The sequence below is a fragment of the Streptomyces sp. NPDC052301 genome (genome assembly GCF_044593395.1).
GTDB lineage: Bacteria > Actinomycetota > Actinomycetes > Streptomycetales > Streptomycetaceae > Streptomyces.
This window is the reverse complement of record NZ_JBIUBE010000001.1, coordinates 86,217-112,643: the sequence shown is the minus strand read 5'-3', so window position 1 is coordinate 112,643 and position 26,427 is coordinate 86,217. Positions and strand designations below refer to the sequence as shown.

General features: G+C 74.1%; 25 protein-coding genes and 2 pseudogenes. 12 read left to right on the top strand and 15 right to left on the bottom strand.

Annotated elements, in window-relative coordinates; genetic code table 11:
- Positions 1-66 precede the first annotated feature (66 nt).
- The 3 genes and pseudogenes from ACIHEJ_RS00510 (at position 67) to ACIHEJ_RS00500 (ending at position 3,933) form a co-directional block, all read left to right on the top strand.
- Positions 67-1,035, top strand: a complete 969-nt coding sequence (locus ACIHEJ_RS00510; RefSeq protein ID WP_400130946.1) for an aldo/keto reductase — start codon at positions 67-69, stop codon at positions 1,033-1,035.
- A 73-nt stretch (positions 1,036-1,108) separates the two neighbouring features.
- A pseudogene (locus tag ACIHEJ_RS00505) lies at positions 1,109-1,570 on the top strand (helix-turn-helix domain-containing protein); the annotation flags it as partial.
- A gap of 290 nt (positions 1,571-1,860) precedes the next feature.
- Positions 1,861-3,933: an RICIN domain-containing protein gene (locus ACIHEJ_RS00500; protein ID WP_400130944.1), complete on the top strand. Its 2,073-nt coding sequence runs from the start codon at positions 1,861-1,863 to the stop codon at positions 3,931-3,933.
- A gap of 1 nt (position 3,934) precedes the next feature.
- Here the strand turns inward: ACIHEJ_RS00500 and ACIHEJ_RS00495 are convergent, their stop codons facing one another.
- From ACIHEJ_RS00495 to ACIHEJ_RS00475, 5 genes are all read right to left on the bottom strand, one after another.
- Positions 3,935-4,426: a universal stress protein gene (locus tag ACIHEJ_RS00495; RefSeq protein WP_400130943.1), complete on the bottom strand. Its 492-nt coding sequence runs from the start codon at positions 4,424-4,426 to the stop codon at positions 3,935-3,937.
- Between the two features lie 29 nt (positions 4,427-4,455).
- Entirely contained in the window at positions 4,456-5,709 is a 1,254-nt protein-coding gene (locus tag ACIHEJ_RS00490; RefSeq protein WP_400131757.1) for an arsenic transporter, read from the bottom strand.
- 63 nt (positions 5,710-5,772) lie between these two features.
- The gene (locus ACIHEJ_RS00485) at positions 5,773-7,011 is read right to left on the bottom strand and encodes a hypothetical protein (RefSeq protein WP_400130941.1); all 1,239 of its coding nucleotides are present in this window, start codon (positions 7,009-7,011) and stop codon (positions 5,773-5,775) included.
- Positions 7,012-7,211: 200 nt separating this feature from the next.
- Complete coding sequence (locus ACIHEJ_RS00480) at positions 7,212-7,913, bottom strand: DUF4232 domain-containing protein (RefSeq protein ID WP_400130939.1); 702 nt, start codon at positions 7,911-7,913, stop codon at positions 7,212-7,214.
- A gap of 171 nt (positions 7,914-8,084) precedes the next feature.
- A complete protein-coding gene (locus ACIHEJ_RS00475; protein ID WP_400130937.1) occupies positions 8,085-9,476 on the bottom strand; it encodes a serine/threonine-protein kinase in 1,392 nt (463 codons plus the stop codon).
- 9 nt (positions 9,477-9,485) lie between these two features.
- Here ACIHEJ_RS00475 and ACIHEJ_RS00470 point away from each other — a divergent pair, with 9 nt between their 5' ends.
- A complete protein-coding gene (locus ACIHEJ_RS00470) occupies positions 9,486-10,073 on the top strand; it encodes an RNA polymerase sigma factor (RefSeq protein WP_400130935.1) in 588 nt (195 codons plus the stop codon).
- Positions 10,074-10,233: 160 nt separating this feature from the next.
- Here the strand turns inward: ACIHEJ_RS00470 and ACIHEJ_RS00465 are convergent, their stop codons facing one another.
- Positions 10,234-12,615: a SpoIIE family protein phosphatase gene (locus tag ACIHEJ_RS00465; protein WP_400130933.1), complete on the bottom strand. Its 2,382-nt coding sequence runs from the start codon at positions 12,613-12,615 to the stop codon at positions 10,234-10,236.
- A 352-nt stretch (positions 12,616-12,967) separates the two neighbouring features.
- Here ACIHEJ_RS00465 and ACIHEJ_RS00460 point away from each other — a divergent pair.
- Positions 12,968-13,943, top strand: a pseudogene (locus ACIHEJ_RS00460) (DUF4982 domain-containing protein); the annotation flags it as partial.
- 147 nt (positions 13,944-14,090) lie between these two features.
- Here ACIHEJ_RS00460 and ACIHEJ_RS00455 read toward each other — a convergent pair.
- On the bottom strand, positions 14,091-14,813 hold the full coding sequence (locus ACIHEJ_RS00455; RefSeq protein ID WP_400130932.1) for a 2OG-Fe(II) oxygenase: 723 nt from the start codon (positions 14,811-14,813) through the stop codon (positions 14,091-14,093).
- Positions 14,814-14,827: 14 nt separating this feature from the next.
- Positions 14,828-15,337 carry a methylated-DNA--[protein]-cysteine S-methyltransferase gene (locus ACIHEJ_RS00450; protein ID WP_400130930.1) on the bottom strand — a complete coding sequence of 170 codons (510 nt, stop codon included), beginning with the start codon at positions 15,335-15,337 and terminating at the stop codon, positions 14,828-14,830.
- 165 nt (positions 15,338-15,502) lie between these two features.
- Between ACIHEJ_RS00450 and ACIHEJ_RS00445 the strand changes: the two genes are divergently transcribed.
- From ACIHEJ_RS00445 to ACIHEJ_RS00435, 3 genes are all read left to right on the top strand, one after another.
- Positions 15,503-15,742, top strand: coding sequence for a hypothetical protein (locus ACIHEJ_RS00445; RefSeq protein WP_366011577.1), 240 nt, complete (start codon positions 15,503-15,505; stop codon positions 15,740-15,742).
- Positions 15,743-15,745: 3 nt separating this feature from the next.
- On the top strand, positions 15,746-16,123 hold the full coding sequence (locus ACIHEJ_RS00440; RefSeq protein WP_400130928.1) for a toxin Doc: 378 nt from the start codon (positions 15,746-15,748) through the stop codon (positions 16,121-16,123).
- 468 nt (positions 16,124-16,591) lie between these two features.
- On the top strand, positions 16,592-18,316 hold the full coding sequence (locus tag ACIHEJ_RS00435; protein ID WP_400130926.1) for a ricin-type beta-trefoil lectin domain protein: 1,725 nt from the start codon (positions 16,592-16,594) through the stop codon (positions 18,314-18,316).
- A gap of 60 nt (positions 18,317-18,376) precedes the next feature.
- On the opposite strand, the gene ACIHEJ_RS00430 is transcribed toward ACIHEJ_RS00435, so the two are convergent.
- A complete protein-coding gene (locus ACIHEJ_RS00430; protein ID WP_400130923.1) occupies positions 18,377-19,072 on the bottom strand; it encodes an alpha/beta fold hydrolase in 696 nt (231 codons plus the stop codon).
- A gap of 414 nt (positions 19,073-19,486) precedes the next feature.
- Here ACIHEJ_RS00430 and ACIHEJ_RS00425 point away from each other — a divergent pair, with 414 nt between their 5' ends.
- Positions 19,487-19,921: a protease inhibitor gene (locus ACIHEJ_RS00425; RefSeq protein ID WP_400130921.1), complete on the top strand. Its 435-nt coding sequence runs from the start codon at positions 19,487-19,489 to the stop codon at positions 19,919-19,921.
- Between the two features lie 195 nt (positions 19,922-20,116).
- On the opposite strand, the gene ACIHEJ_RS00420 is transcribed toward ACIHEJ_RS00425, so the two are convergent.
- The 5 genes from ACIHEJ_RS00420 to ACIHEJ_RS00400 form a co-directional block, all read right to left on the bottom strand.
- Entirely contained in the window at positions 20,117-20,326 is a 210-nt protein-coding gene (locus tag ACIHEJ_RS00420; RefSeq protein ID WP_400130919.1) for a CDGSH iron-sulfur domain-containing protein, read from the bottom strand.
- Positions 20,307-20,981, bottom strand: a complete 675-nt coding sequence (locus ACIHEJ_RS00415; protein WP_400130917.1) for a HemK2/MTQ2 family protein methyltransferase — start codon at positions 20,979-20,981, stop codon at positions 20,307-20,309. Before ACIHEJ_RS00415 ends, ACIHEJ_RS00420 begins: the two co-directional genes overlap by 20 nt.
- Positions 20,982-22,025, bottom strand: a complete 1,044-nt coding sequence (locus ACIHEJ_RS00410; protein ID WP_400130915.1) for an iron-containing redox enzyme family protein — start codon at positions 22,023-22,025, stop codon at positions 20,982-20,984.
- Between the two features lie 63 nt (positions 22,026-22,088).
- Entirely contained in the window at positions 22,089-22,265 is a 177-nt protein-coding gene (locus tag ACIHEJ_RS00405) for a hypothetical protein (protein WP_400130913.1), read from the bottom strand.
- A 145-nt stretch (positions 22,266-22,410) separates the two neighbouring features.
- Positions 22,411-23,922 (bottom strand): MFS transporter, encoded by a 1,512-nt coding sequence (locus ACIHEJ_RS00400; protein WP_400130910.1) that lies wholly within the window; start codon positions 23,920-23,922, stop codon positions 22,411-22,413.
- A 203-nt stretch (positions 23,923-24,125) separates the two neighbouring features.
- Here ACIHEJ_RS00400 and ACIHEJ_RS00395 point away from each other — a divergent pair, with 203 nt between their 5' ends.
- Positions 24,126-24,446: an ArsR/SmtB family transcription factor gene (locus tag ACIHEJ_RS00395; RefSeq protein ID WP_400130908.1), complete on the top strand. Its 321-nt coding sequence runs from the start codon at positions 24,126-24,128 to the stop codon at positions 24,444-24,446.
- 53 nt (positions 24,447-24,499) lie between these two features.
- Positions 24,500-25,027, top strand: a complete 528-nt coding sequence (locus tag ACIHEJ_RS00390; protein WP_400130906.1) for an SRPBCC family protein — start codon at positions 24,500-24,502, stop codon at positions 25,025-25,027.
- Between the two features lie 89 nt (positions 25,028-25,116).
- Here ACIHEJ_RS00390 and ACIHEJ_RS00385 read toward each other — a convergent pair whose 3' ends face one another.
- The gene (locus tag ACIHEJ_RS00385) at positions 25,117-25,410 is read right to left on the bottom strand and encodes a hypothetical protein (RefSeq protein ID WP_400130904.1); all 294 of its coding nucleotides are present in this window, start codon (positions 25,408-25,410) and stop codon (positions 25,117-25,119) included.
- A 165-nt stretch (positions 25,411-25,575) separates the two neighbouring features.
- Here ACIHEJ_RS00385 and ACIHEJ_RS00380 point away from each other — a divergent pair, with 165 nt between their 5' ends.
- Positions 25,576-26,424: an SDR family NAD(P)-dependent oxidoreductase gene (locus ACIHEJ_RS00380; RefSeq protein WP_400130902.1), complete on the top strand. Its 849-nt coding sequence runs from the start codon at positions 25,576-25,578 to the stop codon at positions 26,422-26,424.
- Positions 26,425-26,427 lie beyond the last annotated feature (3 nt).

Here is a 26,427-nt window from a genome sequence, read left to right as displayed (position 1 = left end):
AAGTCGGGCCCGGGCCACGCCGTAGGCTCGGCCCTGACCACCGTCCCGAAGGCAGGAGCGGCAACGATGCAGTACGTGAAGCTCGGCTCGACCGGTCTCGACGTCTCGCGGATCTGTCTGGGCTGCATGACCTACGGGCTGCCGGACCGCGGCGTCCACGAGTGGACCCTCGACGAGGAGGCCTCCCGCCCGTTGATCCGGCAGGCGCTGGAGGCGGGCATCACCTTCTTCGACACCGCCAACGTCTACTCCGACGGCACCAGCGAGGAGATCGTCGGCAGGGCCCTGCGCGACTTCGCGAACCGCGACGAGATCGTGCTGGCCACCAAGGTGAACGGCCGGATGCGGCCGGGCCCGAACGGGGCCGGGCTGTCCCGCAAGGCCGTCATGACGGAGATCGACCACAGCCTGCGCCGGCTCGGCACCGACCACGTCGACCTCTACCAGATCCACCGCTACGACCACGCCACCCCCGTCGAGGAGACGATGGAGGCGCTGCACGACCTGGTCAAGGCGGGCAAGGTCCGCTACCTCGGGGCGAGTTCGATGTACGCCTGGGAGTTCTCCAAGCTGCAGTACACGGCGGAGCTGAACGGCTGGACCAAGTTCGTGTCGATGCAGAACCACTACAACCTGCTCTACCGCGAGGAGGAGCGGGAGATGCTGCCGCTCTGCGCGGACCAGGGGGTGAGCGCGCTGCCGTGGAGCCCGCTCGCGCGTGGCCGGCTCACCCGCGACTGGGGCACGGTCACCGAGCGCAGCGCGAACGACGACTTCGGCAGCCGCCTGTACCTGGAGAGCGACCGTTCCATCGTGGAGGCCGTCACCCGCATCGCCGGCGACCGGGGCGTGCCGCGCGCCCAGGTGGCCCTCGCCTGGCTGCTGCACCGGGACACGGTGGCCGCGCCGATCGTCGGCGCGAGCAGGCCGCACCACATCGAGGACGCCGTGGCCGCCGTCGAACTGCCCTTGACCGGCAAGGAGATCGAGGAGCTGGAGCAGCCCTACACGCCCCGCGCCGTCAGCGGCCACTGAAGCGCCCCGGCGTACTCAGTGCGGTCCGTGCGGCTCGAACCCGGTGCCGCACGGACCGGCCCCCTCGCTGCGTGGGCGTGAGGCGCCGGGCGGCCCGGACCCGGTGGCCGTGGCGCACGGCAGCCTGGCACGGGACCTGGCCCTGTGCGCCCTGGAGGAGGCCGTCCTCCTCGCCGTCTCCGGCGCACCGACTTGCGCGGTCCGGGCGGGCGCCGACGCCCGGGTGCGCCGCGCCGAGGAGCTGATCGCCGCCGACCCCGCCGCCCCGCACACCGTCCGCTCCCTCGCCGAGGGCGTCGCGCTGTCCCCGTCCCGGTTCGCACACCTGTTCACCGAGCGGACCGGCCGGTCCCCGATGCGGGCCCTGCGCGAGGCGCGGCTGCGGTACGCGGCCCGGCTGCTGGAGGTCACCGACCTGACGGTCGAACGGGTCGCGGCGGCCTCCGGATTCCCGAGCCCCTTCCACTTCCGCAGGGTCTTCCGGGAGCGCTACGGGGTGCCGCCCGGCGCCTACCGGGCGGGCGAACGGCAATAGGGGTCAAGAAGGGTGAGGAAAAGACCACTCTTGACAGAACGTCGACAGGAAAAGCTTTCAACGCATTGTCGAACAGCGGAAGATCTCTTGTTCCAAAGTGCCGGGCTGTGCGAAAGTGTGCGCTGTCGGCGTGCGGGAAATTACATTCCCGCTGTATGCGCCAGGCCGCTCCCCGTACACCCCCCACGCTTCAAAAGAGCCGCCTCAGGTGGACGTTCGAGCTGCCCGAACACCTTCCCATACCGATTGGTACGGACTGAATCCCGCATGGCGTCTGGAGGAATGCGGCCGTGAATGAGGCAGGCCTGTCGGACGAGCAACTGAGTGCCGAACTGAAGAAGTGGACGGGGGCGTCACCGGCGCTCCATCCCGTCGGCGAACTCCTCGACCGTCACTGGGAAGCCGCCTTCGCCTACGCCCGGCTGTGCACCGACGGCCCGCGTGCCGCAGGCATGCTCACCACGGCCGCCTTCACCCGGCTCTTCGGCGAGTCGCTCCGGCAGACCGGCCCGTCCGCCGCCTGGCGGCCCCAGGTACTGGTCGCCGTTCGCCGGATCGCGGCCGAGTGGGACACCGACGGGCGCCGGGAACTTCTGCATCCGGCGCTGCGTTCGGGCACCGCCACCGGTGAACGGGCCGCCGCCCGTCTGCTGCCCCCGCCCGGCCGTCGGCTGCTGTCCCGCGCCTTCCAGCGGCTGCCCCAGGCCTCCCGAGCCGTGCTCTGGCACACCGAGGTCGAGGCCGAACCCCTGTCCGTGCCCGCCGCGTTGCTGGGTCTGGACGAGGAGGACACCCAGGTCGAACTGCGCCGGGCGCGTGAACGGCTGCGCGAGGAATGTCTCCAGGCCCACCGCGAACTCGCCCCCGAGGACGAGTGCCGGCGGTATCTGCGCATGCTCGACGTGAGCTTCCGGCGTGGCGGCGTGGACCTCGACCCGGATCTGCACGGGCACCTGTCCGGCTGCACGCACTGCAGCCGGACGGCGGACCAGCTCGCCCGGTTCAACGAGGGACTCGGTCTCGCCCTCGCCGAGGGCGTGCTCGGCTGGGGCGCCGGCGCCTATCTGGAGTCACGGGCGAGCAGCGCCGAGGAGCCGCCCGTGCCGGGCCCGCCCGCGGCTCCGACGGCGCCCGTGGCGGGCGAGCCCTTCATCACCCCGGACGGAGCCGCAGCCGCCCCCGGCTTCGGTGTGCCCTCCCTCCCCGCCACCGGCTCCGCCGGCGCGGAAGGACCCGCCGCGTCCCGGGCCCGCAGGCCCCGTGCCCGGTCCACAGCCGCAACCGCCCCCGCTTCCGACGGGCCGTCCGTCCCCACGGAACCCGCAGAGACGGCACGCCCCACAGCTCCCCGGGCGCGCAGGGCCCGTACCCGCTCCGGCGGGCCGGGTGAGGCTTTCGCCGCCGGCGGGTTCCCCGCCCCCGGCGAGCCGGTAGCGCCCACCCTGGACACGGGCCCCGGCACCGCACGGCCGGACTCCGCCACGTCCGCCACCTCCCGCCGCTCCGCGCTGCGCGCCGCCCGTCGGGCCCGGCGGCGCCATCTCGCGCTGGCGGCCGCCACCGTCAGCGGGCTCGTCGCCCTGCCGCTGGTGCTGTGGGCGGTGCTCGGTCCGGGAGACGCCCCCGCCACCGCCGGCGGTCGCACGCCCAGCCGCACGCCGGGTGAGGACACCGCCTCGCCGGGCGCGTCCAGGGCCGCCGCGAACGCCGCAGGTCAGGGCGCCCTGCACGGCCGGCTGCACAACCTCGCCTCCGGTCTGTGCGTCGGTGTCGTCGGCGAGAAGGCCGTCCGGGGCGCCGAGACCGAACTCCTCACCTGCTCCGCCACAGCGAGCCAGCAGTGGACGTACGAGACCGACGGACTGCTGCGCAACGCCGCCGCGCCCGACCTGTGCCTGGACTCCACCCTCGGCTACTCGGTCCGCCTCGCCCCGTGCACGGCCACCGGGAAGTCCGCCCGCGCCATCCGCTACGACTTCACCCTCCAGGGCGCCCTGATACCCCGCTGGAACCAGGAACTCGCCCTCACCCCGGCCGCCACCGACGGATCCGGCGCCCTGGTCCTGAAGAACCGCGCCCGCGGCGACGACCAGCGCTGGAGCGTCGACACCGCCAAGCCCGACCTGGAGATACAGAACGTCAACTGGGGCAGCGACACCAGTGCGTCCCCGGCCCCCAGCCGGCGGCCCCCCGTCACCCGCGCCCCCGAAGCCTCCAGGACCCCGTCGCCGACCCCCACCCCGACGGCCGGCCCGTCCGGTCCCGCACCCTCGCCGTCCGCCACCTTCGACCCCTGCACCGCCTACGGGTACTACTGCAACGGCGACGGAGGGTACGGGGGCCCGCGACACCACCACCGGTGACTCACGGGTGGTGCGGCGGCGGGGGAGGCATCGTCGCCAGACCCGGCGCCGGTTCCGGCCACACCAGCAGCACCGGACAGGGCGCGTGGTCCACGGCGAACCGCACGTCCGGGCCGAGGCTCTTCGGCCCGAGCCGGGAGCGGTCCCCGTCCCGGGCCAGCACCAGCAGATCGGCTCCCTCGGCGGCGGCCACCACCTCCCGTTCGACCCGGCCCTGCCGCTCCTCGCGGGCGCAGGGCCGGCCCAGCCGCTCGGCCGCCGCGTCCAGCAGCTCGGCCGCCGACGTCCCGCCCAGCGTCTCCAGCACCGCGCCCGGATCCCGCTCGGGGTGGCCCCGCCCGAGCAGCCCGGCGAACGCCCCGTGCGCCACCCCGGGCACGTCCGGCCCGCTGACGTGCAGCAGCACCACCTCGCAGTCCGCGGGCGCGTGGACGCGCACGGCGTCCACGCAGGCGGGCCAGGTGCCCTCGACGAGCCAGGCGATCACACGCATCCGGTCGGCCTCCCTCGGCGCACGCGCGGTCAGAGAATCCGCAGCGACCCCCACAGTGCCACCACCGCGACCGCGAGGGACGACGGCACGGCGAGCAGGCCCAGCCGTGTGAACTCCCACAGGTTCACGCCGTGTTCGTGCTGGTGCACGATCCGCCGCCACAGCAGCGTCGCCAGCGACCCCGCGTAGGTCAGGTTCGGGCCGATGTTCACCCCGAGCAGCACCGCGAGCACGGCGCCCGGACCGGCCGGTGCCGCCAGCGGCAGCAGGACGAGCACCGCGGGCAGATTGTTGATCAGGTTCGCCAGCACGGCGGCCAGCGCGGCGATCCCCAGCAGCGCGGGCAGCCCGGTGCCGCCCGGCAGCACGTGCCCGAGCGCGTCCGCGAGCCCGTTGTCCACCACCGCCCGCACCACGATCCCGAGCGCCAGCACGAAGGCGAGGAAGGCGGGGGCCGCCGCCCGTACCACGGTCAGCGGGGACGCCCTGCGGCGCAGCAGCGCCCGCCCGGCCAGGACCAGCGCCCCGGCCGCGGCGACCCAGGCCGGCTCCACGCCGAACGCCGACGCCACCACGAACCCGGCCAGGGTGCAGCCCACCGTCACCAGCGCGAACAGCGGCAGCCGCGGCGCCTGGCCGGTGTCCCGGCCCGCCGGGGCCGCCGCCGCGAGGTCCCGCGCGAAGAACCGCCGGAACACCCCGTACTCGACGCCGATCGCCCCCAGCCACGGCAGCGCCATCAGCGCCGCGAACCGGGTGAAGCTCAGCCCGCTCGCCGCGAACGCGAGCAGGTTCGTCAGGTTGGAGACCGGCAGCAGCAGCGACGCGGTGTTCGACAGATGCGTACACGCGTACACATGCGGCTTGGGCCGTACGCCGGTCCGCGCCGCCGTGGCGAAGACGACCGGGGTGAGCAGCACGATGGTGGCGTCCAGGCTGAGGACGGCGGTGATGACGGACGCCAGCGCGAAGACCGCGGTCAGCAGCCGCGCCGGACGGCCCCGCGACCAGTCGGCCGTCCACGCCCCGCACGCCTGGAACAGCCCCTCCACGTCACAGAAGTGGGCGAGCACCAGCACCGCGGCCAGGAACCCGACGACCGGGCCGAGCCGTTCGGCCTCGGCGCGGGCCTGGTCGAGGGAGATCGCGCCGGTGGCGACCGCGATGCCGGCGGCGGGCACGGCCATCACCGCCTCCGGCCATCCGAAGGGCCGTACCACGGCCCAGGCGAGGACGGCGACGAGCAGGACGGCGGACAGTGCCTCGGCGAGCGGCGTGTTCAGGGCGGGTCCTTCCCGGGTCGATCATGTGGTGCCCGCCCATGAAAACAGACGATCCCGAGAGGGTTACGAGCTGTGGGTCCCCGCCGCGCCCAGGAACTCCTCCCAACCGCCCGCCGGGGCCTGCCCCGGCGGGAGCGTCCGCAGGGTGCGCAGCACCGCCGGGTCCTGCGCCTCCAGCCAGGCCACGAGCTGCTTGAAGGACACGAACCGCACGTCGTCGCCGTGCGCGGCCATCTTCCCGACGGCCTCCTCGACGGCGTCCATGTAGATGCCGCCGTTCCAGCGCTCGAAGTGGTTGCCGATGAAGAAGGGGGCGCGGTTGGTGTCGTACGCCCGCCGGAACCCGGCGACATAGGCGTCACGGGCCTGGGCACGCCAGGCGTCGTACCGGCCGCGGTCGCCGTTCGGGTTGCCGCCCGACTGGTTGAACATCATGTTGTAGTCCATCGACAGCACCTGGAAGGAGTGCCCGGGGAAGGGTATGGACTGCAGAGGGAAGTCCCAGATCCTGCCGCCCTGCACCTTGCCCGGCCAGATCTGCAGCCCGCCGGGGGAACTGGCGTCGTACTTCCAGCCGAGCGCGGCGGCGGTGGGCAGCAGGTTGGCCTGGCCCTCCAGACAGGGGGTACGGCCGCCGATCAGCTCCTTGCGGTAGTCGAAGGGGAGCGGCTCCAGATCGGTGAAGCCGGTGTTGGTCCTCCACTTCGTCACGAAGCCGACCGCCTGGTCGATCTCGCTGCGCCACTCGGCCGGGGACCAGTTGCGCACGCCGGTCGCCCCGCAGAAGTGCCCGTTGAAGTGCGTGCCGATCTCGTGGCCCTCCAGCCAGGCGGCCCGTACCTGCTGGAGGGTGGCGTGGATGTGCCGGTCGGCGAGGTAGCCGATCGCGGAGGCGCCGACCGGGTGCTGCGGCGGGTGGTACAGGTGCTTCTTGGACTCGGGCAGCGTGTAGATGCCGCTGAGGAAGAAGGTCATCTTGGCGCCGTGGTCGGCGGCCACCTTCCGGAAGCGGGAGAACAGACTGTTGCTCAGCTCCCCCGCGCCGTCCCAGGAGAACACCACGAACTGCGGGGGCTTCTGGCCCGGCTTCAGCCGCTCGGGCTTCGGCTGGTGCGGCTGGGGGCCGGTGTCGGCGGTGGAGCCGTCACCGATCGGCTTCCCGGGCCGGGCCTGCTCGGTGCCCTTGCCGCCGCCCGGTCCGCCGACCGAGAGGCCGGTGCCGGAGGAGCACGCGGCCAGCGCGCCCAGGGCGCCCGCCGCCGCGCCCGCCGTCAGCACCCGCCTGCGTGAGATCCCGCTCATCGTCTCCCCGATTCCTCGTCACGGCCCCTTGGCGGGGCCTGCTCGCTGTGCGGTCGACGGGTTCGATGAGGGGCGTCCGGGGAAAGATCGCGGCCGACGGCGCCTGTTGCCGTCCTGTGACAGTTGTGGCGCGGCCATGACGAACCCCGCCGCCCGGCGTACGGGCGGCGGGGTTCGGGGGACGGGTTGCGTCGGGTCGGTCAGGGGCCGGTGCCGGGGCTGAACGCCGACAGGAACACGGACGAGGAGTTCCCGGAGACGGGCACCGCCCCGCCCGTCCAGGTCACCTTCAGGTGGTCGCGCTCGTCCGGCGGGGTCACCAGCAGCGCGGCCGGGGTGGCCGTCCCCGCGCCGCTCACCCCGGGGTTGGAGAAGGTCAGGCCCGCCCAGGCGCTCTGTCCCGGCTTCAGCGTGATCGTCGCCGGGGAACCCGGCTCACGCTTGGGGTCCGGGCCGAGCTGGGTGCCGGAGGCGTTCACGAAGGCCGCGCCGGGAAAGCCGTGCAGGGTGCACGTCCGGGCGGAGCCGTTGGTGAGCACGACGGGGAAGTTCTCCTGGCCGGCGCCCGGGTCGTTACGGCCCACTGCGGCGCGCAGTTCGGAGGTGTGGCACCGGGAGGACGCCGCCGGTGTCGTCGCGGAGCCGCCGCCCGAGGACGGGGTCGCCTTCCGCGTCGCGGGGCGGGACGAGGCCGCGCCGCTGGGCGCCGCCGACGTCCCGGCGGACGTCGGGGACGCCGGGGTCTTCGTGGCGTCCGTGGCCGGTGCGGCCGTACCGGAGGCCGTGACCGGCGGACTGCTGTGGACGTCGTTGCCGTTGCCGCAGGCGGTCAGGAGGCCCAGCACGGCGACCGTGCCCACGAGCAGGGCCCCGTGCCGCGCGGACCGGGGGGTGTACACCATGTCGCTCAACACTCCTGGTTCTTCACGGCACGCGACGGAACGCGTGCCCTCGGCGCCGGGTGCGCCGTCAGTACACTCCGATGCGCGGCCCGGCGGAAAAGTTCGGAACACTCAGCAATCCTTTCCCCGCTTCGACCACCGGATCCCCCGAACTCACCCCCGGCAGCGCGCTCACGTCACCCGCAGGGAGCGCAGTATCTCCTCGGTCGCGTCCCCCGCGCCCCGCTGGCGCACCTGCACATAGAGCTGGGGCCGCGTATTTCCGCCCGCCGGGGTCAGCGCGGACTCGGTGACCGAGCCGCCGTCCGGGCAGCCGCTCCACGCCCGGACCGTGCCGTGCCAGTGGGCGCTGCTGAAGGTGCGCCGGCCGGAGTAGCGGCAGCCGGAGTGGGCGACGTCCCGCACCTTCGCGCCGACGTCCCCGTGCTCGCTGACGCCGACGAACACGCCGTCCACCGCGGCCTTCAGGTCGGGCCAGCGGGACAGGTCGTCGGCGACCACCAGACCGGGCTCGTGCCCCGCCTTCAGGCCGAGGGCCCGCGGGTCCCAGCCCCTGTCCCGGATCTCGCGGCCCCAGCCCGCGGGCACCTGGAGGACCACCCGCCCGGTGGCGTCGGACACCCGCAGCGTCTGCTCCGGCGTGCCGTCGTGGTGGAACACCACGGTCACCGTGACCGCGGCCGCCGCGGCGGCGAGGACCCCGGCCGCGGACAGCGTCACGAGGTTGAGCCTGCCGCGGACACCGTCCAGCCGCCGCGCGCGCCGGGTGCCGAGCCCCGCCGCCAGCCGGTCCAGCTCGTGCGCGAACGCCTGCGCACCCGGCCAGCGCCGCGCCCGGTCCGGCTCCAGCGCGCGCAGCAGCGCCCGCTCCACGTCCTCGCCGAGGTCCGGCCGCAGCCGCCGGGGCGGTACGACCTTTCCCGGCGGGCCCGGCACGGTCCCGGTCACCAGTTCGTAGCCGACGGCGCCCAGGCTGTAGACGTCGGCCCGCTCGTCGATGCCCTCGCCGGGCTCGGCCTGCTCCGGAGGCTGGTAGCCCGCCGAGCCGGCCGCCAGGGTGAGCACCGAGGCCTGCGCCAGGCTCTTGGCCAGGCCCAGGTCGGCCAGCAGCACCCGCCGGGTGCCGTCCGGGGCGGTGTGCAGCAGCACGTTGGTCGGCTTGATGTCACGGTGCACGATGCCCGCCTCGTGCAGCGCGGCGGCGCTGCGCGCGGCCTCGGCGGTCAGCGCGAGCGCGTCCGCCACCGGCAGCGGACCGGCCGCCAGCAGGTCGGCGAGCGTGCCGCCGGCGGCGTACTCCATCACGAAGTACGGCCTGCCGTCGGGCAGTTCACCGATGTCGTAGACCTGCACCACCCGGCTGGAGCCGGCCCGGCGCAGCAGCCGCGCCTCGGACAGGAAGCGGTCCCTGATGTCCAGCCGGTGCGCCCAGTTCTCGGCGAGGACCTTCACCGCGACCGGTGCCTGCAGCTCGGGATCGTGGGCGAGCCACACGGTGGCGAAGGCGCCGGTGCCCAGCGGCCGTTCGAGACGGTAGCGGCCGATCCGCTCCAGGGAGTGCATACGACTATCATGCCTGCCCTGAGATCGACTTGGAGGAGGGCCCTTTCCGTGCTGGACCAGGCGCCGATGGAAGACCTCGCCCGGCGGGCCGCCGCGGGCGACAGCACGGCTCTGGACCGGCTGCTGACGGAGATCCGGCCCGAGGTGCTGCGCCGCTGCGGGCGCTTCCTGCCCTGCCGGGAGGACGCCGAGGAGGCCGCCCAGGACGTGCTGCTCCAGGTGGCCCGGCACATCACCGCCTTCGAGGGCCGCAGCCGCTTCGGCACCTGGCTGTACACGGTGGTCGCCAACTGCTCCCGGCAGAAGTACCGCGAGCTGAAACGGCGGGCCGCGGAACAGCCTGCCGCCATCGAACCGTCGTACGCCGTCGATCCGCGCACCACCAGTGTCATCGCCGGCTCCCGGGTGGACCTGCTGGAGGCCCTGGAGCGGCTGGAGCGGACGCATCCGCACCTGGTGGCACCGCTGGTCTACCGCGACATATGCCAGCTGGAGTACGCGGAGGTCGCCGAGCGCGTCGGCATCCCGCTGGGCACGCTCAAGTCCCGGCTGCACGAGGCCCGCAAGCAGGTGCGGCCCTGGCTGGCCGGCGGCTGAGGACCCCGGCGAGGCTCATCTGCTCCCCGGCCCGACGCCGACGGCGGCCGGTGACGGGCCTCGGGGCGACGGTGGGCGACCGCGACGGCGGCGGAGGCGACCAGGAACAGGACGCCCCCGGGGGCTGCCCGTTCCGCCGGCGGGCGCCGGCGCCCTGGCGCTACTCCTCCTCGTACAGCGGCAGCTCCGCCCAGATCGTCTTGCCCTCCGGGGTGTGCCGGCTGCCCCAGCGCTGGGTGAGCTGGGCGACCAGGAGCAGGCCGCGGCCGCCCTCGTCGAAGGTCTTGGCCCGGCGCAGGTGCGGGGCGGTGTGGCTGGTGTCCGACACCTCGCAGATCAGGGTGGTCGCGTCGTGGATCAGGCGGAGCCGGATCGGGCGGGAGCCGTACCGGATCGCGTTCGTGACCAGCTCGCTGACCACCAGCTCCGTCGTGAACGCGGCTTCGGCCAGCCCCCAGGTGTCCAGCTGCTCCACGACCTGCTTGCGGATCGGCGCGACCAGCGCGGGGTCGGCCGGGATGTCCCAGGTCGACACCTGCGTGGCGGGCAGGCCCAGGGTGCGGGCGAGCAGCAGCGCCACGTCGTCGGCGGCGGCACCGCCGGCCGGGAGCAGAGCCCGCAGGATGCTGTCGCAGGTCACGTCCAGGGATCCCGTGTACCCCTGAAGCGCCCCGTACAGCAGCTCCCGGCCGGCCTCCCCCTCCCGGTCCCGGGAGTGCACCAGGCCGTCGGTGTACAGGGCGAGGACGGTGCCCTCGGGCAGATCCATCTCGACGGACTCGAAGGGCAGCCCGCCGAGGCCCAGCGGGGGGCCGGCGGGCAGGTCGAGCAGCCGGGGGCGCCCGCCGGGCCGCAGCAGCACGGGCGGGGGATGCCCGGCGCGGGCCAGGGTGCAGCGCCGGGACACGGGGTCGTACACGGCGTACAGACAGGTGGCGCCGACCTCGCCGGTGCCGCCGTCGCCGCCGGACTCCTCCGACAGCCGGACCACCAGGTCGTCCAGGTGGGTGAGCAGCTCGTCCGGTGCCAGGTCGATGTCGGCGAGGGTACGGACGGCGGTGCGTAGCCGGCCCATGGTCGCCGAGGCCTGGACGCCGTGCCCGACGACGTCCCCGACGACCATGGCGACCCGCATCCCGGACAGCGGGATCACGTCGAACCAGTCGCCGCCCACCCCGGTCCGGGCGGCCGGCAGATAGCGGGAGCAGGCCTCCAGCGCGGCCGTGCGCGGAAGCGTGCGCGGCAGCAGGCTGCGCTGCAGCGCGAGGGCGGTCTCCCGCTCGCGCGAGTAGCGGCGGGCGTTGTCGATGCACACGGCGGCGCGGGCGGTGATCTCCTCGGCCAGCAGCATGTCGTCCGCGGTGAACGGGTCGGGCCGCCGGTGCCGGGTGAGCACGGCCACCCCCAGGGTCAGGCCGCGCGCCCGGATCGGCACCGACATCAGTGAGTGGACGCCGAATTCGCGCACCCACCTCGCACGCCGGGGGTTCGCCTCGAGCCACGGCCGCAGCTCGCCGGAGGCCGCCCTGCCGATGATCGTGCGCCCCGTGGTGAGGGAGTCGGCCTGCGGGGAGCATGCGGGATAGCTCGCCATGGAACCGAGTTCGATCACCACGTCGGGAGCACCGGGCAGCACGGACCGGTGTGCTGCCCGGAGCAGGGTGACCGGCGTGGTGATCCGTGCGGGCGGCTCCCCACCGTGCTCCTGCTCCTCCAGCAGGTCGACGCTGACGAAGTCGGCGAGCCCCGGCACGCACACATCGGCCAGTTCCTGGGCGGTACGGGTGACGTCGAGGGTGCTGCCGATGCGCATGCTCGCCTCGTTGACCAGCTGCAGCCGCTCCCGGGCCAGATGGTTCTCGGTGAGGTCGTGCGCGGCCATGCTCACCCCGCACACCCGGCCGTCCGGGCCGGTGACCGGGGCCATCTGGGCCAGCCAGGCGTGCGCGTGCTGCTCGCCGCCGGTGCGCATGGACGTCCGGACTTCCTGGGGGCGGCCGGTGGCGAGCACCTCGGACAGATGCCGTTCCAGCTCCTCGCTCTGCGGTTTCCCGCCGATCTCGGACGGTCTGAGCCCGCGGACGCGGTGCTCGGGCAGGCCGACCACGTCGTCCATCGCGTCGTTCTGCCGACGCAGCCGCAGCCGCTCGTCGTACAGGGCCATGGCACACGGGGACTGCATCAGGGTGGCCGAGGCCAGCGGGTCGTCGGCGAGGGCGGGCGCGTCGTCCTTCAGCGGAGTGACGACGAGCCAGTCGGCCGGGCGGTCCTCGCGGGCCGGCCGGCGATGGGCGAGCACCCACACCGGGACGGTGCGGCCGTCCCGGTGGCGCAGGGAGACCGTGCCGTCCCAGCGCGGTCCGGCCGGGGTGTCCGGGACGCCGTCGTCGGCCAGCAGGCCGGCTGCCGGGCGGCCCACGACGGCCTCGGCGGGGTGGCCGAGCAGGCGCCGGGCGCCCTCGCTCCACTCCACCAGCGTCCCGTCGTCGTCGATGACGGCCCGGGCCGTCACCGCGTCGTCGAACGGATAGACCCGGCTCATCGTCGCCGCTCCCAAGCGCACACTCACAGTGAACAGGTGGCACCACTCGTGTTCCAGCGTAGTGCTTCACCCCCTCCTGCGAACGCCGACGTCCGGCAGGCCGCCCGGTAGGTCGAACATGATCAGAAGCCGGTCGGAAGCCGATACGAAGCCGCTTGGAACATGACCAGGGGAGAAAACCGGCGGACCGGTGCACGTCGGCGAGCGCCCGGTTCTGCACCCTTGACGACCGCATGTGGCAGGACGTCAGAATCTGTTTGCTCGCGATCAGTTGTGACTCAACACCGGCGAGAACCGCACGCCGGGCCGGCGGGAGGTCTCCTCCTACGACAACAACCTCGCCTCCTGGACCGGTTCCCACCCCGGCAGTTGCACCAGCCCCGACGGCAGCGCGGGCACGCTGCACCTGACCTGGCACGTGCCCTACCGGCCGGGCGAGCTGAAGGCCGTGGCCCGCAAGGACGGGAGGACGGTCGCCACCGACGTGCTGCGCACCGCCGGTGCCCCGCACGCCGTACGCCTGACCGCCGACCGCACCTCCCTCGCCGCCGACGGCCGCGCGCCGGCCTTCGTCACCGCGGACATCGTCGACGCACATGGCGTGGTGGTGCCCGGCGCCGAGCACCTGATCGCCTTCGACGTGGCCGGCGGCTCCCTGGCCGGCGTCGACAACGGCCGCGAGGAGAGCGCCGAGCGCTACCGGGCGAGCACCCGTACCGCCTTCCACGGCAAGGCCCTCGCCGTCGTCCGCTCCGGCACGCGCCGGGCACCGTGGAGGTCACGGCGCGCGTGGCCGGCCTGCGGACGGGGACGGTGCGCCTGCGGGCCACCCAGGCCCGGGACACCGTGCGCACCGTGCCCACGGACTTCGGCCCCGACCGTCCGGCGCCCGTCGACCACCCGCATGCCGACGCCAGTTGCTCCGGCCGCCCGGACACCCTGCCCGCCGCCATGCTGGACGGCGACCCCGCCACCGGCTGGTCCAACGCCTTCAGCAAGTCGGCCACCTCCCTGCTGCCCGCCTTCGCCGGCGCCCGCGCGCAGGACGGGGTATCGGTGGACTTTGGGCGCACCCGGACCGTCGACCGGCTGACGGTCTCCTTCACGCCGACACCACGCACGCGCTGCCGGCCGAGGCCGAGGTGGCGGTGTGGGACGGCCGGGCGTACGCGCCGGTGACCGGCGCGAGGACCGAGTGGGCCACCGCGTCCGACAGCCCGACGGTCATCACCTTCGACGCGGTCCGCGGCTCGCGGATACGGCTGACGCTCACGATCGCCTCCCCGGGCACGGCGAAGGGGGCGGTGCGCATCAGCCGGCTCGACGTGCGAGGGATCGGCCGGGAGCCGCGTACGGACGGGGCGGTCGCCGGGACGGGACGGCGCGATCGGGTCCGGGGACCACGTCCTGGTGGACTGGATTCGCCCCCGGACCCGCGACGGCACCCTCGTCGGCGGCACCGACGCACGGTCCGGTCAGGCGGCGTCGTGGAACACCAGCCCCAGGGTCCGCCGCCGACCGGACCGCACGGTGCTCACCCCGTGCCGCATCGCCCCGGCCGACCAGCCACGGCGCGTGCGCACGGGATGGTCCCGGGTCGTGAACACCAGGCCGTGCCCCTGCCGCAGGGCCGTCGCCGTCCCCCGGGACTGCGCGCGGGGACGCTGCTCGACCATGAGGAACTCGCCGCCGGTGTAGTCGGTGCCGTACTCGTCCAGGGCGATCACCACCTGGAGCGGGAAGACCAGCTCACCGAACACGTCCCGGTGCAGGGCGTTCCAGTCGCCCGGCCCGTAGCTGAGCAGGATCTGCGCCGACCGGTCCTGGCCTGCCGCGTGGCAGCGCTCCAGCCACTCGTCGAGCGCGTCGGGCCAGGGGGCCGGACGGTCCAGACGGGCCGCCCAGTCCCGGGCGACCGGCAGCAGCCGCGGATAGAGCGCGGCGCGCAGCGCGGCCACCGGGGCGGGCAGGTCGTGGGTGAAGTAGCGGTACTCGCCGGAACCGAACCGGTGACGGGCCAGGTCGACGGTGGTCCGGAACAGCTCCGGCTCGTCGTACAGGGCGGCCAGGGCGGCGCACTCGACGGGGGAGAGCAGCGGGCCGGTGGGGGCGCTGCCGTGCTCGTCCAGCTCGGCCGCGAGCGCGGCCCAGTCCGTGTCGGCCACCCTCCGGCGGGCCTCGGCCGTGGTCGGCTCCATGACTCCTCCTCCCGTCACACCAGGGTCGGCTGCAGCGCGCCCTCGTGCGTGAGCAGCCACCGCTTGCGCTCGACGCCACCCGCGTACCCGCGCATCGAGCCGTCGGCGCCGATCACCCGGTGACAGGGGCGTAAGACGAGCAGCGGATTGGCGCCGAGGGCCCGGCCGACCGCGCGCAGTTCGGCGCGCGGCACGCCCAGGCGGGCGGCCAGCGCGCCGTAGGTGGCCGTGGTGCCGTACGGGACGGAGTCGAGGGCCTGCCACACCGCCTGCTGGAAGGGGCTGCCGGTGGCGGCGAGCGGCAGGTCGAAGCGGGTCCGGCGGCCCGCGAAGTACGCGTCCAGCTGCCGGTGCGCCTCGATGAAGGGCCGGTCGTCGAGGTCCTCGGCCCGGACGGCCGGCGCGCCGGACTGCCCAGGCAGGGACAGCGAGGTGAGCATGGGGCTGGCGGGGGAGACGGCGGCGGTCAGCAGCAGGTCGCCCAGTGGGCTGGGGTGGACGGTGTGGACGGTGCGCGTGCTCATCGGTTCTCCTCGGGGCGCTGCCTTTCCCTGTCGAGTCTGCCGAGTCGCCCGCCGGGGGACCGGCGGGAATCGGACATGGCGCCTCGGAGGCCGAAGGTACCGCTCGATGTGCACTCTGACCTGGGGGTATTTACGGGTGAGTACCCGCGCGGTACCGTGAGGGACATGCCAGCTCTCAACGTGGAGTTCAGCGATCGGGAACTCGAGGACCTGCGGCAGATCGCCAAGGAGCGGGGGACGTCCATGAAGGCCCTCGTGCGGGAGGCCGCCGCCGCGGACATAGCCCGGCACCGCGCGTTGCAGGAGGGCGCCGAGGCCTTCCGGCGCTTCTTCTCCGCCCACGCCGAGGAGTTCGCGGCCGCCTTTCCCGACGACGAGCCCCCCGCCAGGGGCGAGGCCGCCTGAGCGATGCCCTCCGTCCTTCACATCGACGTCCCCTGGCTGCTGCAGCGCCACGAGGAGGTCATGCCCGACCAGCCCGCGGTCGACGACTTCTCCGCCCTGGTCGCCGCCGTCGCCCGGCACCGCGTCGACCCGCCCCGGCTCGGCGTCGACTCCGACCCGGCCTGGCGCGCCGCGGCCCTGCTGCACACCCTCGCCCTGCTCAAGCCGCTGCCCGCGGCCAACGCCCGTTTCGCCTGTGCGACCGCCGTGGCCTACATGTTCGTCAGCGGCGTCGGCATCGACCCGCCCTACGGCGCGCTGGTCGACCTCGCCCGCGACCTGATCTCCGGCAAGACCGACGTGTACGGCGCCGCCGACCGGCTCCGCTCCTGGCAGATCTGACCGACCGGGCCCGACCCGTCCTCAGCGGGCGGGGGAAGCCGCCGGGGCCGCCGGCCGAGGGCGGGAGGAACGGGGCCGGCGGCCGGTCGCGCGCAGGAGAGCCGCCGTTCTGCGCGGGGCCTTTCGAGAGGGCCGGTTCCCAGTCCACCACCGGGCCGCGCGGGCCGGGAGCGTGCGCGGCCGGGCGGTGCGTGCGCACGGTTCACACGGGGCGCGTGAAAAACCGGAAGACTCGGTCCGGACCAGAGGCCGCGCCGTAATTCTGACTTTCTTTCAAACTGCCGATGTCCTACGGGCGCCTTGTTGCGCGTGTGGAAGTTGTGCAAGGGTTGCAATGACCGTGCGGGGGTAAAAGCCGGGATTCCATCGGTGGTTGAGGAACGCGACCGGCCGGGCGGCGGTGCATTCCGCGCCGCGCGCGCCCCGCAGAAACGCGCCGACGCGTCACGCACCAAAGGATTTCACTCCGTGCCCACCCCCCACCCCCCACGTCCCCCCTATCCACCACCGGGCACCGGCCCGGCGGAGTCGGACGAGTCCCTCGCCGGCCCGCTGCGCGCAGGTTCCGACGCGGAGGGCTCCCGGTCCGCCGCCCTCCTGATGGCCCGGCACTGGCAACCCGTACAGGACTACGCGGTCATCTGCCTGGCCGCGCCGGGGCCGCTCGCCCACATGGTCACCGCCACCGCCTTCCACCAGGTCCTCGCCAGGCTGGCGCTCGGCGAGCCCGCCGACGCGCTGCGGCCCCGCCTGCTGCTGGCCGTCCGGGACACGGTCGTGAACTGGGCGGCCACCGACCGGATCACCGCCGTACTGCCCGGACTCGGAAAACCAGCCGGGGGCCGCGGAATGCGCGCCGCGAAAACGCTCGTACCGGAGAACCGCGCCCTGTCCGACCACTCCTTCCACGCCCTGCCGCGGCCGGAACAGGCGCTGCTGTGGCACACCGAGGTCGAGGCGGAACCGGTGAACGTCCCCGCCGGACTGATCGGAATCGATGCCGAAAGCGCGAGCGCCGCACTCGAACAGGCGCGGGAGAAATTCCGGGAAGGCCTGGTGCGCGCCCATCGGGAACTCGCGCCCGGCCAGGACTGCCGCTACCACAACCGCCTGCTCGACGTCCCCATCCGCCGGGGCGGCGCCCTGCTGCCCGACGTCCAGGAACACCTGGCCGGCTGCGCCCACTGCCGGCACGCGGCCGAGCAACTGGGCCAGGCCGAGGCCGCCCTGGGCGTGCTGCTCGCCGAAGCCGTGCTCGGCTGGGGCGCCCGCCGCTATCTCGACTCGCGCCCCGGCCGCCGCCCGGGCCCCGCGCGTAACCGGGGCGGCTCCCGGCGCTCCGGCGGACGCCGGCGCGGCGGCGACAGGCCGGGACTGCTCGCCCGTGCCGGCCTGTCCGGTCCCCGGCGGCGCGCCGACGGGGGACCCCCGCCGCAGGGCGCCGTGCCGCCGGGCCGGCGCCACGGCGGCGCGCCCGGGCCGCTCGCCCGGCTCCCACAGCCCCGGGCCCCGTTCCCCGCGTGGTCCTCGCGGACCCTGCTCACCGGAGTCGGCGTGGCCTCGGCGGTGCTGCTCGCGACCGTCGTGACGCTCAGCGTGTGGCCGGACGGGGGCGACGGCACCGGCCCGGTCGCCTCCACCGTCCCCGGCACCACCACCCCGTCGCCGCCCGCCTCGGCGGGCACGCCCGGCACCGCGAGACTGCCCACCGCCGGCCGGCCGGCCCGGCTGCGCAACGCCGCGTCCGATCTGTGCCTGGATATCGCGGGCGAGCCGAAGGCCGGGGCGAGCGCGGTCCTCGCCGCGTGTTCCTCGGCGCCGACGCAGCAGTGGACGTACGACGCCGACGGGCTGCTGCGCACCGCGGCCGACTCGGGCCTGTGCCTGGACTCGCACGCCGACGCCGGGGTGGTGATCCTCGGCACCTGCGCGGACGCCGGTGGCGCGCGGGGCGACGACGTGCGCTACGACCTCACCGTGCGGGGCGAGTTGCTGCCCCGCTGGGACCCGACCCTCGCCCTCGCCGGCGCCGGCGACAAGTCCGGCGCCGACCTCGTCGTCACGGTCCGGGACCACTCCGCCGCACAGCGCTGGGTGACCGACACGCCGTCGGCGAGCCCCGGTTCCCTGTCGATCACCGGCCCGGACGGTCCGTCCGCGAGGCCGGCGGAACTGCTCGGCAAGGACACGTGAGGCGGCGGGGAGCGTGGGACAGCGCCGGTGGCGGGCTGCCCGCCGCCGGCGCCGGGACGCTCAGCCACGGGTGGCCGCCTCGTTCAGGATGCGGGCCAGTTCTCCGGGCGTGGAGAACATCGGCCAGTGGCCGGTGCGCAGTTCCACCAGCTCCCAGTGCCCGCCCCGCAGCGCCTCGGTGACGGCGGGCAACGGGTCGCGGCCGTCCAGCACGCACTTGACGTAGGTCGCGGGCAGCTCGCCCAACGGCCGCTCGAGGACGGCCGGTTCGGTCAGCGTGGCGGCCGGGTGCGGGGTGCCCTCGGTGAGCAGTCGGCCGATCTGCTCGTCCGTGAGGTCCTGGTTCGCGTAGGCGGCCGGGGGCAGAAGCGGCCACACGTCGCCGTGTGCGGCGAGGGCCTCGCGGATGTGGTCGCTGGGGAAGCCGTCGAGGAACGACACGCCGTCCGCCGGAACGTTGGAGTCGACGAACACCACCCGGCGCAGCCGGTCGCCGATCCGCTCGGCCGCCTGCCCGACGGGCACCCCGGAGTAGCTGTGCCCGACCAGCACGACGTCCCGGAGGCCCAGCCGGTCGACCTCGCGCACGATGTCCTCGACGTGTGTCCGCTGCCCCACCGGCAGGTGCCGTTTCTCGGCGAGCCCGGACAGCGTCAGGGCGTGCACGTCGTGTCCGGCGGCGCGCAGATCGGGCGTCACCTCGTCCCACGCCCAGGCTCCCAGCCACGCGCCCGCCACCAGTACGAAGTGAGTCATGGCGGTCAATCTAGCCCACGGCTGTGTCAACGCCCTTGGCGTACAAGCCCGTTGTGGTTCGATGCGATTCCACCCCCTCGGCCCGGCGGCAGGACGGCCCTCGGTGATCACTTCATGAACACGGGGAGTCATGACGGGGCTTGAAGCGGGCAGAGCCGGAATGTTTCAGGACGATTAACGAAGAGCTGATTTTCAGCCATCCGGCGGCGTCAGAGGGGCCGGACCCCCATGGTTCCGCGGTCACGGCGTTCGATTTCCGTGACTTCACGCCACTGATTCAACACGAAAGGTTACTGAAACCCGTGGGTTCGATGTGAGTTTCGACCGAGGACTCGGCAGAGTGGCGCTCGCCGCTCCGGTGTCCGACCGGACCCCGGGCGGCACCCGACCTGATCGAGCGGAAGGATGCACACAATGCGTTACACCGCGCGCTGGGCAGCGGCCCTCGGCCTGACGGCCGCCGCCGTCTGCGGACCCCTGACCGGGGCCGCCGTCGCTGCACCGGGCGCCGCACCGTCGTCGCTCTACGCGCCCTCGGCACTGGTGCTCACCACCGGCCACGGCAGCGACGCGGCCACGGCCACCCCGGAGCGCGCCGTCACCCTGACCTGCGCCCCCACCTCCTCGGGCACCCACCCGGCCGCGGCCGACGCCTGCGCCGAACTGCGGGGGGTCGGCGGCGACCTCAACGCCCTGAAGGCCTCCGGGGACGTGTGGTGCACCAAGCTCTACGACCCCGTCGTCGTCACCGTCGAGGGTGTCTGGCAGGGCAAGCGCGTCTCCTACGAGCGCACCTTCGGGAACACGTGCATGAGGGATGCCGTCGGCGGCAGCCTCTTCGCGTTCTAGACCGGGATCGCATGAGCCCCGTGTACTCCGGATCAGGTTCGCAACTGGGGAGTGCGGCCTCTGGGACGGGGAACCTGCGATCTCGCACCGGAGCCGACGGGCGGAGTGGGGCCGCCCGCCGGTCTCCGGGCACACAGCCGCTCCCCGGGCAGGCCCGTGGGGGGCCTTCCGGGGAGCGGCGAAAAACCACCGGTTTCAACCGGTGTCCTTGGCCTTGTGCCGGTGACTCGTGTCGCACCAGGGGTAGCGACGACTGCGCCGGCAGGTACACAGAGCGACACGGAACCGGTCCGAGGAGACCGTCGTCCCGTCCTCGAGTTCGATCTCGACCGGCCCCTCCACCAGCAGCGGCCCCTGCCGCGCCATCGTGATCCGGCGGGCCCGGTCAGCACGGTCGTTCGGCACGGATGACCACCAGCTCTTCCCTGTCGGCGGAGGGCGCGAGCAGACCGCGCAGGCGCAGCCAGTTCGCGCGGGAGCGCAGCACCGGACCGAAGGGGATCCAGCGCCGCCGCACCACCGCGGCCTTCAGGCCCGCCGCACGCAGCAGTTCCAGCGTGCGGTCGGGGTCGCTGAGCGCGGAGTGCACGATCAGCAGGACGCCTCCCGGGCACAGCAAGGGCGGCGCGTCCCGGCAGATCCGGTCCAGCAGCAGACGCCCGTCGTGTCCCGCGTCCCAGGCCCGGGCCCGGCCGCGCGGCCCGCTCCCGGTCTCGGGCGCCGGCACGTACGGCGGGTTCGCGAGGATGACGTCGTACGTCCGGCCGCGGACCGGCCCGAACAGGTTGCCGCGCCGTGTCCGGACCGGCAACCGGGTCAGCCAGGCGTTCAGCCGGGCCGTCCACACCGCCAGCCGGGACACGTCCACCGCGGTCACCTCGGCACCCTGCCGGGCGGCGGCCAGGGCCAGCGCGCCGGATCCCGTGCCGACGTCCAGCACCCGGGCACCCGGGCGCGGCGCTTCCTCGCGGAGGGCCTCGGCGAGCAACTCCGTGTCGTCCTGGGGGGCGTACACGCCCGGAAATGTCACAGCGATCACCTCGCGCGGGTACCCCGACATTCAGGATGTATGGGGTATTTCCTGCTCAAGGGGTTGCTGCTGCACGGGTTCCCGCTCGAGCGGGGTGCGCAGGGACGACCGTCCCGCGTGCCAGTGTGCGAGCAGCCGCCGGGCCAGCCGGTCCTCCAGGTACTCGGTGGCGTCGATCCCGAAGGTGATGTCCGCCGCGAGCTCCGGTTCTTCGTCGAGCAGGCCGCCGATCACGTCATGGCGGACGACCTGTTCGTGCACCGCGTCCGCCTCGACGTGCTCGTCGTAGAAGAACTCCGCGGCCGGTCCGGCGCCGGTGCGGCGCATCGCCTCGGCCAGCCGGCGGGAGCCGGGTGAGGAGGTGATCTCCACTTCGGCGAAGTGGCCCACCAGCGCGCCGCGCAGCTCGCGGTGCAGGCCGAACAGGGACATCAGGTTGACGACCGCCAGCATCTCCGCCGGGGCCGCGTCCAGGTAGTGGCCGTAGCCGGTGTCCAGGCCCAGGTCCGTCATCAGGTCGGCGAACAGCCGCGCGTGCACCCGCTCGGCCCGGCCGCCGCCGAACTCGTCGTACTCCACCGCCGCCATCGCCGCCTTGGCCCGCCCCCACAGCCGGGGCAGCACCCAGGCGTGCGGGTCGGCCTCCTTCAGGTGGTACAGGGAGCGCTGGGCCGCGTACTCCCGCAGCTGCCACAACTCGCCCGAGTCGCGCAGGAAATGGGTGACGCCGGTGCCCTCGACCGGTTCGACGAGGAGGGCGCCGAGCGCGTCGTCCAGGCTCGCGTGCACCGGCGTGTCGGCGCGCAGCGCGGACAGGAAGCGCTGCTCCAGCGCGGCGCGCACGGCCAGCAGCCCCGGGTCCCACTCGAACCGCGGTCCGACACCGGCGAAGCCCCGGTAGTGCAGCTCGTAGCACAGATACAGTGCGAGGTGCAGATCGTCGCCGTAGGGGTCCGCGTTCTCGGCGTCCTCGGGGCGGGGGAGCGGACCGGTGCCGCGCAGGTACGCGGTGACCGCGGCGGACAGCGGTCCGCGGGGCGGGGGCAGCTGAGGTCCTCGCAGATGGTGGTTCATGGGGCTCGGGTACCCGCCCCGCGCGCAGGCACCGGTGACGGCTGTCCCGCCGGCCTCGTCCGGTCAGTCGTGTCCATCGCCCTCCGCCTGCTCCTGCGCACCGGCGTTCGGCGTGATGGCGTCGCCGGCCTCGCCCCCGCCGGTGCGGTCCTCGTCGCGCTTCTCGGCCCGCTCGACCTCCCGGAGCACTTCCTCCAGGGCCGTCTCAGGCCGGTCCTCGTGGTCGTTGCCTCCCGGCATGGTGATCTCCTTCCTTCGTCCTCGCCCCTGCGGGTTACCCGCCGTCGCCGTCCCAAGCGCCCCGGTCGGGGCGTACGGGGGCACGGCGAGGGGCCGCCGTCTCCCTGCTGACGGCGGCCCCTCGGATGGGTGCGTCCGGTGGCTGTCACATGTGGACGACCGGAGCGGCGCCCGCGTCCTGCCGCGGCACCCCGCGACGGTGGAGCGCGAAGGCGATCACCGCGCCCGCGGCGAAGAAGCCCGCGGACCACCAGAAGGCGGTCGTGTAGCTCTCGATCGTCGCCTGTGCCCGGACCAGCTTGCTGGTGGCGTCCCGGCCGGCCACGTAGTCCGTGGCGGCGCTCGCGGCGAGGGTGTTCAGCAGGGCCGTACCGACCGAGCCGCCCACCTGCTGCATCGCGTTGACGGTCGCGGACGCCACGCCCGCGTCCTCGGCCGCGACTCCGCCGGTGGCCAGCTGCATGGCCGGCGGCATGACCAGGCCGAGGCCCACACCGATCACGATCAGCTGCGGCAGCACCGCGCTCAGGTAGTGCGAGCCGATGCCGATGCCGGTCAGCCAGGCCATACCGGCCGTGGCGACGGCGAAGCCCAGCGGGATGACCGCCTTCGGGCCGATCCGGGGCAGCAGCACCGTGGTGCCGAGCTGCGCGGTCACCATCAGCGCGCCGACCATCGGCAGGAACGCCACACCGGTCTTCGTGGGGCTGAAGCCGAGGTCGAGCTGCAGGTAGTAGGTGAGGAAGAGGAAGACGCCGAACATGCCCGCGCCGGTGATCAGCACCGCGAGGTAGGAGGCGGCGCGGTCGCGGTCGAGCAGGATGCGCAGCGGCAGCAGCGGGTGCGCGGCCCGGGTCTGCCACCAGGCGAAGGCCACCAGCAGCAGGCCGCCCGCGATCAGGAAGCCCCAGGTCAGCGGGGACCCCCAGTGGTGGGTCTCGGCGTTGGAGAAGCCGTACACCAGGGAGAACAGTCCGGTGGCGACCAGGACCGTGCCCGGCACGTCGAGCCTGGCGTTCGCCGCGTCGCGGTGGTTGCCCAGCAGGATCCAGCCGCCCGCGAAGGCGACGACGGCGATGGCCACGTTCACGTACAGGGTCCAGCGCCAGTCGAGCGCGTCGGTCAGCACACCGCCGAGCAGCAGGCCCACCGCGCCGCCGGCGCCGGCGATGGCGCCGTACACGCTGAACGCACGCGCCCGTTCCCGGGCGTCGGTGAACGTGGTGTTGAGCAGGGACAGCGCGGCGGGCGCCAGGAGCGCGCCGAAGGCACCCTGCAGGGCGCGGGCGACCACCAGCATGGTGAAGCCGTTCGCGGCGCCGCCGAGCGCGGACGCCGCGGCGAAGCCGACGACGCCGACGAGGAAGGCGGGCTTGCGGCCGAACAGGTCGGCGATCCGGCCGCCGAGCAGCAGCAGCGAGGCGAAGGCCAGCGCGTACGCGGTGACGATCCACTGCCGGTTGCCGTCGGAGAAGCCGAGGTCGGTCTGGGCGGACGGCAGGGCGATGTTCACGATCGTGGCGTCGAGCACGACCATCAGCTGCGCGACGGCGACGACCCCGAGGATCCACCACCGCCGGGGCGAAGCCACCGCCTCGCCGTGTTCGATCGCGACGGCTCCGGCGGGGGAGCCGTCGGCCAGGGTCTTCTGGGACATGAAGAACCACTCCAGGGAAGTCGTCCGGGGGAAGCCGTTCGGGTGCGGAGGTACGCGGAGCACGGCCCGCCTAAACGAAACCGTTTCGTACGCATCGACGATAGACCCACTATTCGCGAAACGGCAACGTTTCGCTGGAGGGTGGGGAGGGGTGTGGCTCACATTCCTTGACTGGCATATAACTGCTGCGGCATATTCAATGCATGTCCGACGCCGCCCTCTGGGCCGCACTCGCCGATCCGCACCGACGGGCCATCGTGGCGCTCCTCCTGGAACGCCCCCGCCCCGTGGGGGAGATCGTCGAAGCCTCCGGGCTGAGCCAGCCGAGCACCTCCAAACACCTGAAGGTGCTCCGGGAGGCGGGCCTGGTCCGGGTCCGGCAGGACGCCCAACGGCGCGTCTACGCCCTCGACCCGGCACCGATCGCCGCCCTCGACGCCTGGCTGGAGCCCTACCGCAGGCTGTGGAACCGCAGCCTGGACGCCCTGGGCCGCCGCCTCGACGAGACGTCGGACGACATCTGACCCCCACCGTCGAGACGACACCTGACCCCCACCGTCGAAAGGACCGGAGCACCATGTCCGTCGACCTCACCGGCACCTACCTCACGCTGGACGACGGCCGCCCCGCCGTCCGCTTCAGCCGCACCTACGACCACCCCGTGGAGCGCGTCTGGCGGTTCGTCACCGATCCCGGCGAACTCTCCCGGTGGTTCCCCTCCCGTGCCGAGATGGAGCTGCGCCCCGGTGGCACCATCCGCTTCAGCGGCGACCCGAACATGCCCGAGTCCACCGGCCGGGTGCTCGCCGTCGACCCGCCCCGGCACCTGTCCTTCGCGTGGGGCGGCGACGAACTCCACTTCGACCTGGAACCCCTGGGCGAGCGGCGCACCCGGTTCACGCTGACCGACGTCCTCGGCGCGGCGGACACCGCCGCCCGCAACGGTGCCGGCTGGGAGGTGTGCCTGGCCGCCCTGGACGCGGCGGCGCGGGACGAGGCCTCCGACGGCCCGCACGCCGGGGCCGGCGCGGCCTGGAAGGAGTTCTACGACGGCTACGTCGGCGCCGGCGTGCCCTCGGGCGCCCCCGTGCCGGGCCTGGACTGACCGGGCGCCCCGGTCCGCGGCAGACACGCGGAACCGCAGGGCACTCTCCGCGGGCAGCGTCAGCTTGGCCCGCCCCTGTTCGGAGCCGTTCACGTGAGGTCGGCCGGCGGCCGGCCGCGCGTCGGCGGCGCGGCGTCCAGGGCCGCGCGGGCCACGCCCATCCGGTCCCCCGGCTCGAACGTCCATGGCCGGCTGCCGACGGCCTCGGCGTACGGCAGCCGGGCCAGGCAACCGGTCGACCAGCCGGCAGCCGACCCCCGCCCGCGCCGGTCCAGGGCGGCGGTCGGGCCGGCCGGGCCCGCCCCGCGATCAGCCCGCCGGTGCCGGTCGTACGGTTCTCCCGCCGTGGCCCGGGGCACATGGCCGTGGTTCGCTCGGACCATGGTCACCCTCCGGGCCCCGCGCGGCCCACTCGTTCGAGTGGCGGCGGGGGCCGACCCGGGGCTCCGCCGTGCGCGGTGTTTCGGCATGTGGCGCCCTGGATACACCGCGAGGGTTCGGCCCCGATGTCGCAGTCCGCGTACGCCGTCGCAGTGAGGTCGGTCGACATGTCCCATGCTCCTTCCCCTGCAGGATCGTCCAGCCGTGCGCTGCCGGTGACGGGCCCCGTCCCGGGAGCGGACGCGAGGGCCCGGCTCGCGGGCCGGCCGGGGCCCGGCGGTACGGCGCTGGTGACGGGCGCCTCCTCGGGGATCGGCGCGGCCGTGGCCCGCCGGCTGGCCGCCGAGGGGGGCTGGCGCCTGGTCGTGAACGGGCGGGACGTCACCCGTCTGGAGCAGGTGGCCGCCGAGGCCTCCGCGCTGGCGGTGCCCGCGGACCTGACCCGGCCCGGCGCCGACCGCCGGGTGACCGATCTCGCCCTGGACCACCTGGGCCGGCTGGACCTGTTGGTGGCGGGCGCCGGCGTGGGCTGGTCCGGGGATTTCACCGGGATGCCGCGCGCCCGGATCGACGAGGTCTTCGGCGTCGATCTGCTGGCCACCGTGCACCTGGTGCGTGCCCTGCTGCCCCACATGGTCGCGGCCGGGTCGGGCCGGATCGTGCTCATCGGCTCCGTCGCCGGGATCGGCGTGCGGGGCGAGGCCGTGTACTCCGCGGCGAAGGCCGCCCTGGCCGCCTTCGCCGACGCCCTGCGCTACGAACTGCGCCGCACCGGGGTGGGCGTCAGCCATGTGATCCCCGGCGCGGTCGACACCCCCTTCTTCGACCGGCGCGGCGCCCCCTACACACGGTCGTGGCCGCGGCCCGTGGCCCCGGAGCGGGTCGCCGACGCGGTGTGGAGCGCCGTCCGGCACGACAGGGACGAGGTCTACGTCCCCGGCTGGCTGCGGCTGCCCGCCCGGGTGCGCGGCGCCGCGCCCGGGCTCTACCGGCGGCTCGCCGCCCACTTCGGGTGAACG

Bases quoted from the DNA above. Each gene is read 5' to 3' on its own strand.
- ACIHEJ_RS00430 (WP_400130923.1), bottom strand. From the start codon at position 19,072: ATGACTCACTTCGTACTGGTGGCGGGCGCGTGGCTGGGAGCCTGGGCG.
- ACIHEJ_RS00440 (WP_400130928.1), top strand. From the start codon at position 15,746: ATGCCCTCCGTCCTTCACATCGACGTCCCCTGGCTGCTGCAGCGCCAC.
- ACIHEJ_RS00485 (WP_400130941.1), bottom strand. From the start codon at position 7,011: ATGAGCGGGATCTCACGCAGGCGGGTGCTGACGGCGGGCGCGGCGGCG.
- ACIHEJ_RS00415 (WP_400130917.1), bottom strand. From the start codon at position 20,981: ATGTCGGGGTACCCGCGCGAGGTGATCGCTGTGACATTTCCGGGCGTG.
- ACIHEJ_RS00425 (WP_400130921.1), top strand. From the start codon at position 19,487: ATGCGTTACACCGCGCGCTGGGCAGCGGCCCTCGGCCTGACGGCCGCC.
- ACIHEJ_RS00445 (WP_366011577.1), top strand. From the start codon at position 15,503: ATGCCAGCTCTCAACGTGGAGTTCAGCGATCGGGAACTCGAGGACCTG.
- ACIHEJ_RS00410 (WP_400130915.1), bottom strand. From the start codon at position 22,025: ATGAACCACCATCTGCGAGGACCTCAGCTGCCCCCGCCCCGCGGACCG.
- ACIHEJ_RS00450 (WP_400130930.1), bottom strand. From the start codon at position 15,337: ATGAGCACGCGCACCGTCCACACCGTCCACCCCAGCCCACTGGGCGAC.
- ACIHEJ_RS00390 (WP_400130906.1), top strand. From the start codon at position 24,500: ATGTCCGTCGACCTCACCGGCACCTACCTCACGCTGGACGACGGCCGC.
- ACIHEJ_RS00470 (WP_400130935.1), top strand. From the start codon at position 9,486: ATGCCTGCCCTGAGATCGACTTGGAGGAGGGCCCTTTCCGTGCTGGAC.
- ACIHEJ_RS00495 (WP_400130943.1), bottom strand. From the start codon at position 4,426: ATGCGTGTGATCGCCTGGCTCGTCGAGGGCACCTGGCCCGCCTGCGTG.
- ACIHEJ_RS00380 (WP_400130902.1), top strand. From the start codon at position 25,576: ATGTCCCATGCTCCTTCCCCTGCAGGATCGTCCAGCCGTGCGCTGCCG.
- ACIHEJ_RS00385 (WP_400130904.1), bottom strand. From the start codon at position 25,410: ATGGTCCGAGCGAACCACGGCCATGTGCCCCGGGCCACGGCGGGAGAA.
- ACIHEJ_RS00475 (WP_400130937.1), bottom strand. From the start codon at position 9,476: ATGCACTCCCTGGAGCGGATCGGCCGCTACCGTCTCGAACGGCCGCTG.
- ACIHEJ_RS00455 (WP_400130932.1), bottom strand. From the start codon at position 14,813: ATGGAGCCGACCACGGCCGAGGCCCGCCGGAGGGTGGCCGACACGGAC.
- ACIHEJ_RS00465 (WP_400130933.1), bottom strand. From the start codon at position 12,615: ATGAGCCGGGTCTATCCGTTCGACGACGCGGTGACGGCCCGGGCCGTC.
- ACIHEJ_RS00400 (WP_400130910.1), bottom strand. From the start codon at position 23,922: ATGTCCCAGAAGACCCTGGCCGACGGCTCCCCCGCCGGAGCCGTCGCG.
- ACIHEJ_RS00395 (WP_400130908.1), top strand. From the start codon at position 24,126: ATGTCCGACGCCGCCCTCTGGGCCGCACTCGCCGATCCGCACCGACGG.
- ACIHEJ_RS00510 (WP_400130946.1), top strand. From the start codon at position 67: ATGCAGTACGTGAAGCTCGGCTCGACCGGTCTCGACGTCTCGCGGATC.
- ACIHEJ_RS00405 (WP_400130913.1), bottom strand. From the start codon at position 22,265: ATGCCGGGAGGCAACGACCACGAGGACCGGCCTGAGACGGCCCTGGAG.
- ACIHEJ_RS00480 (WP_400130939.1), bottom strand. From the start codon at position 7,913: ATGGTGTACACCCCCCGGTCCGCGCGGCACGGGGCCCTGCTCGTGGGC.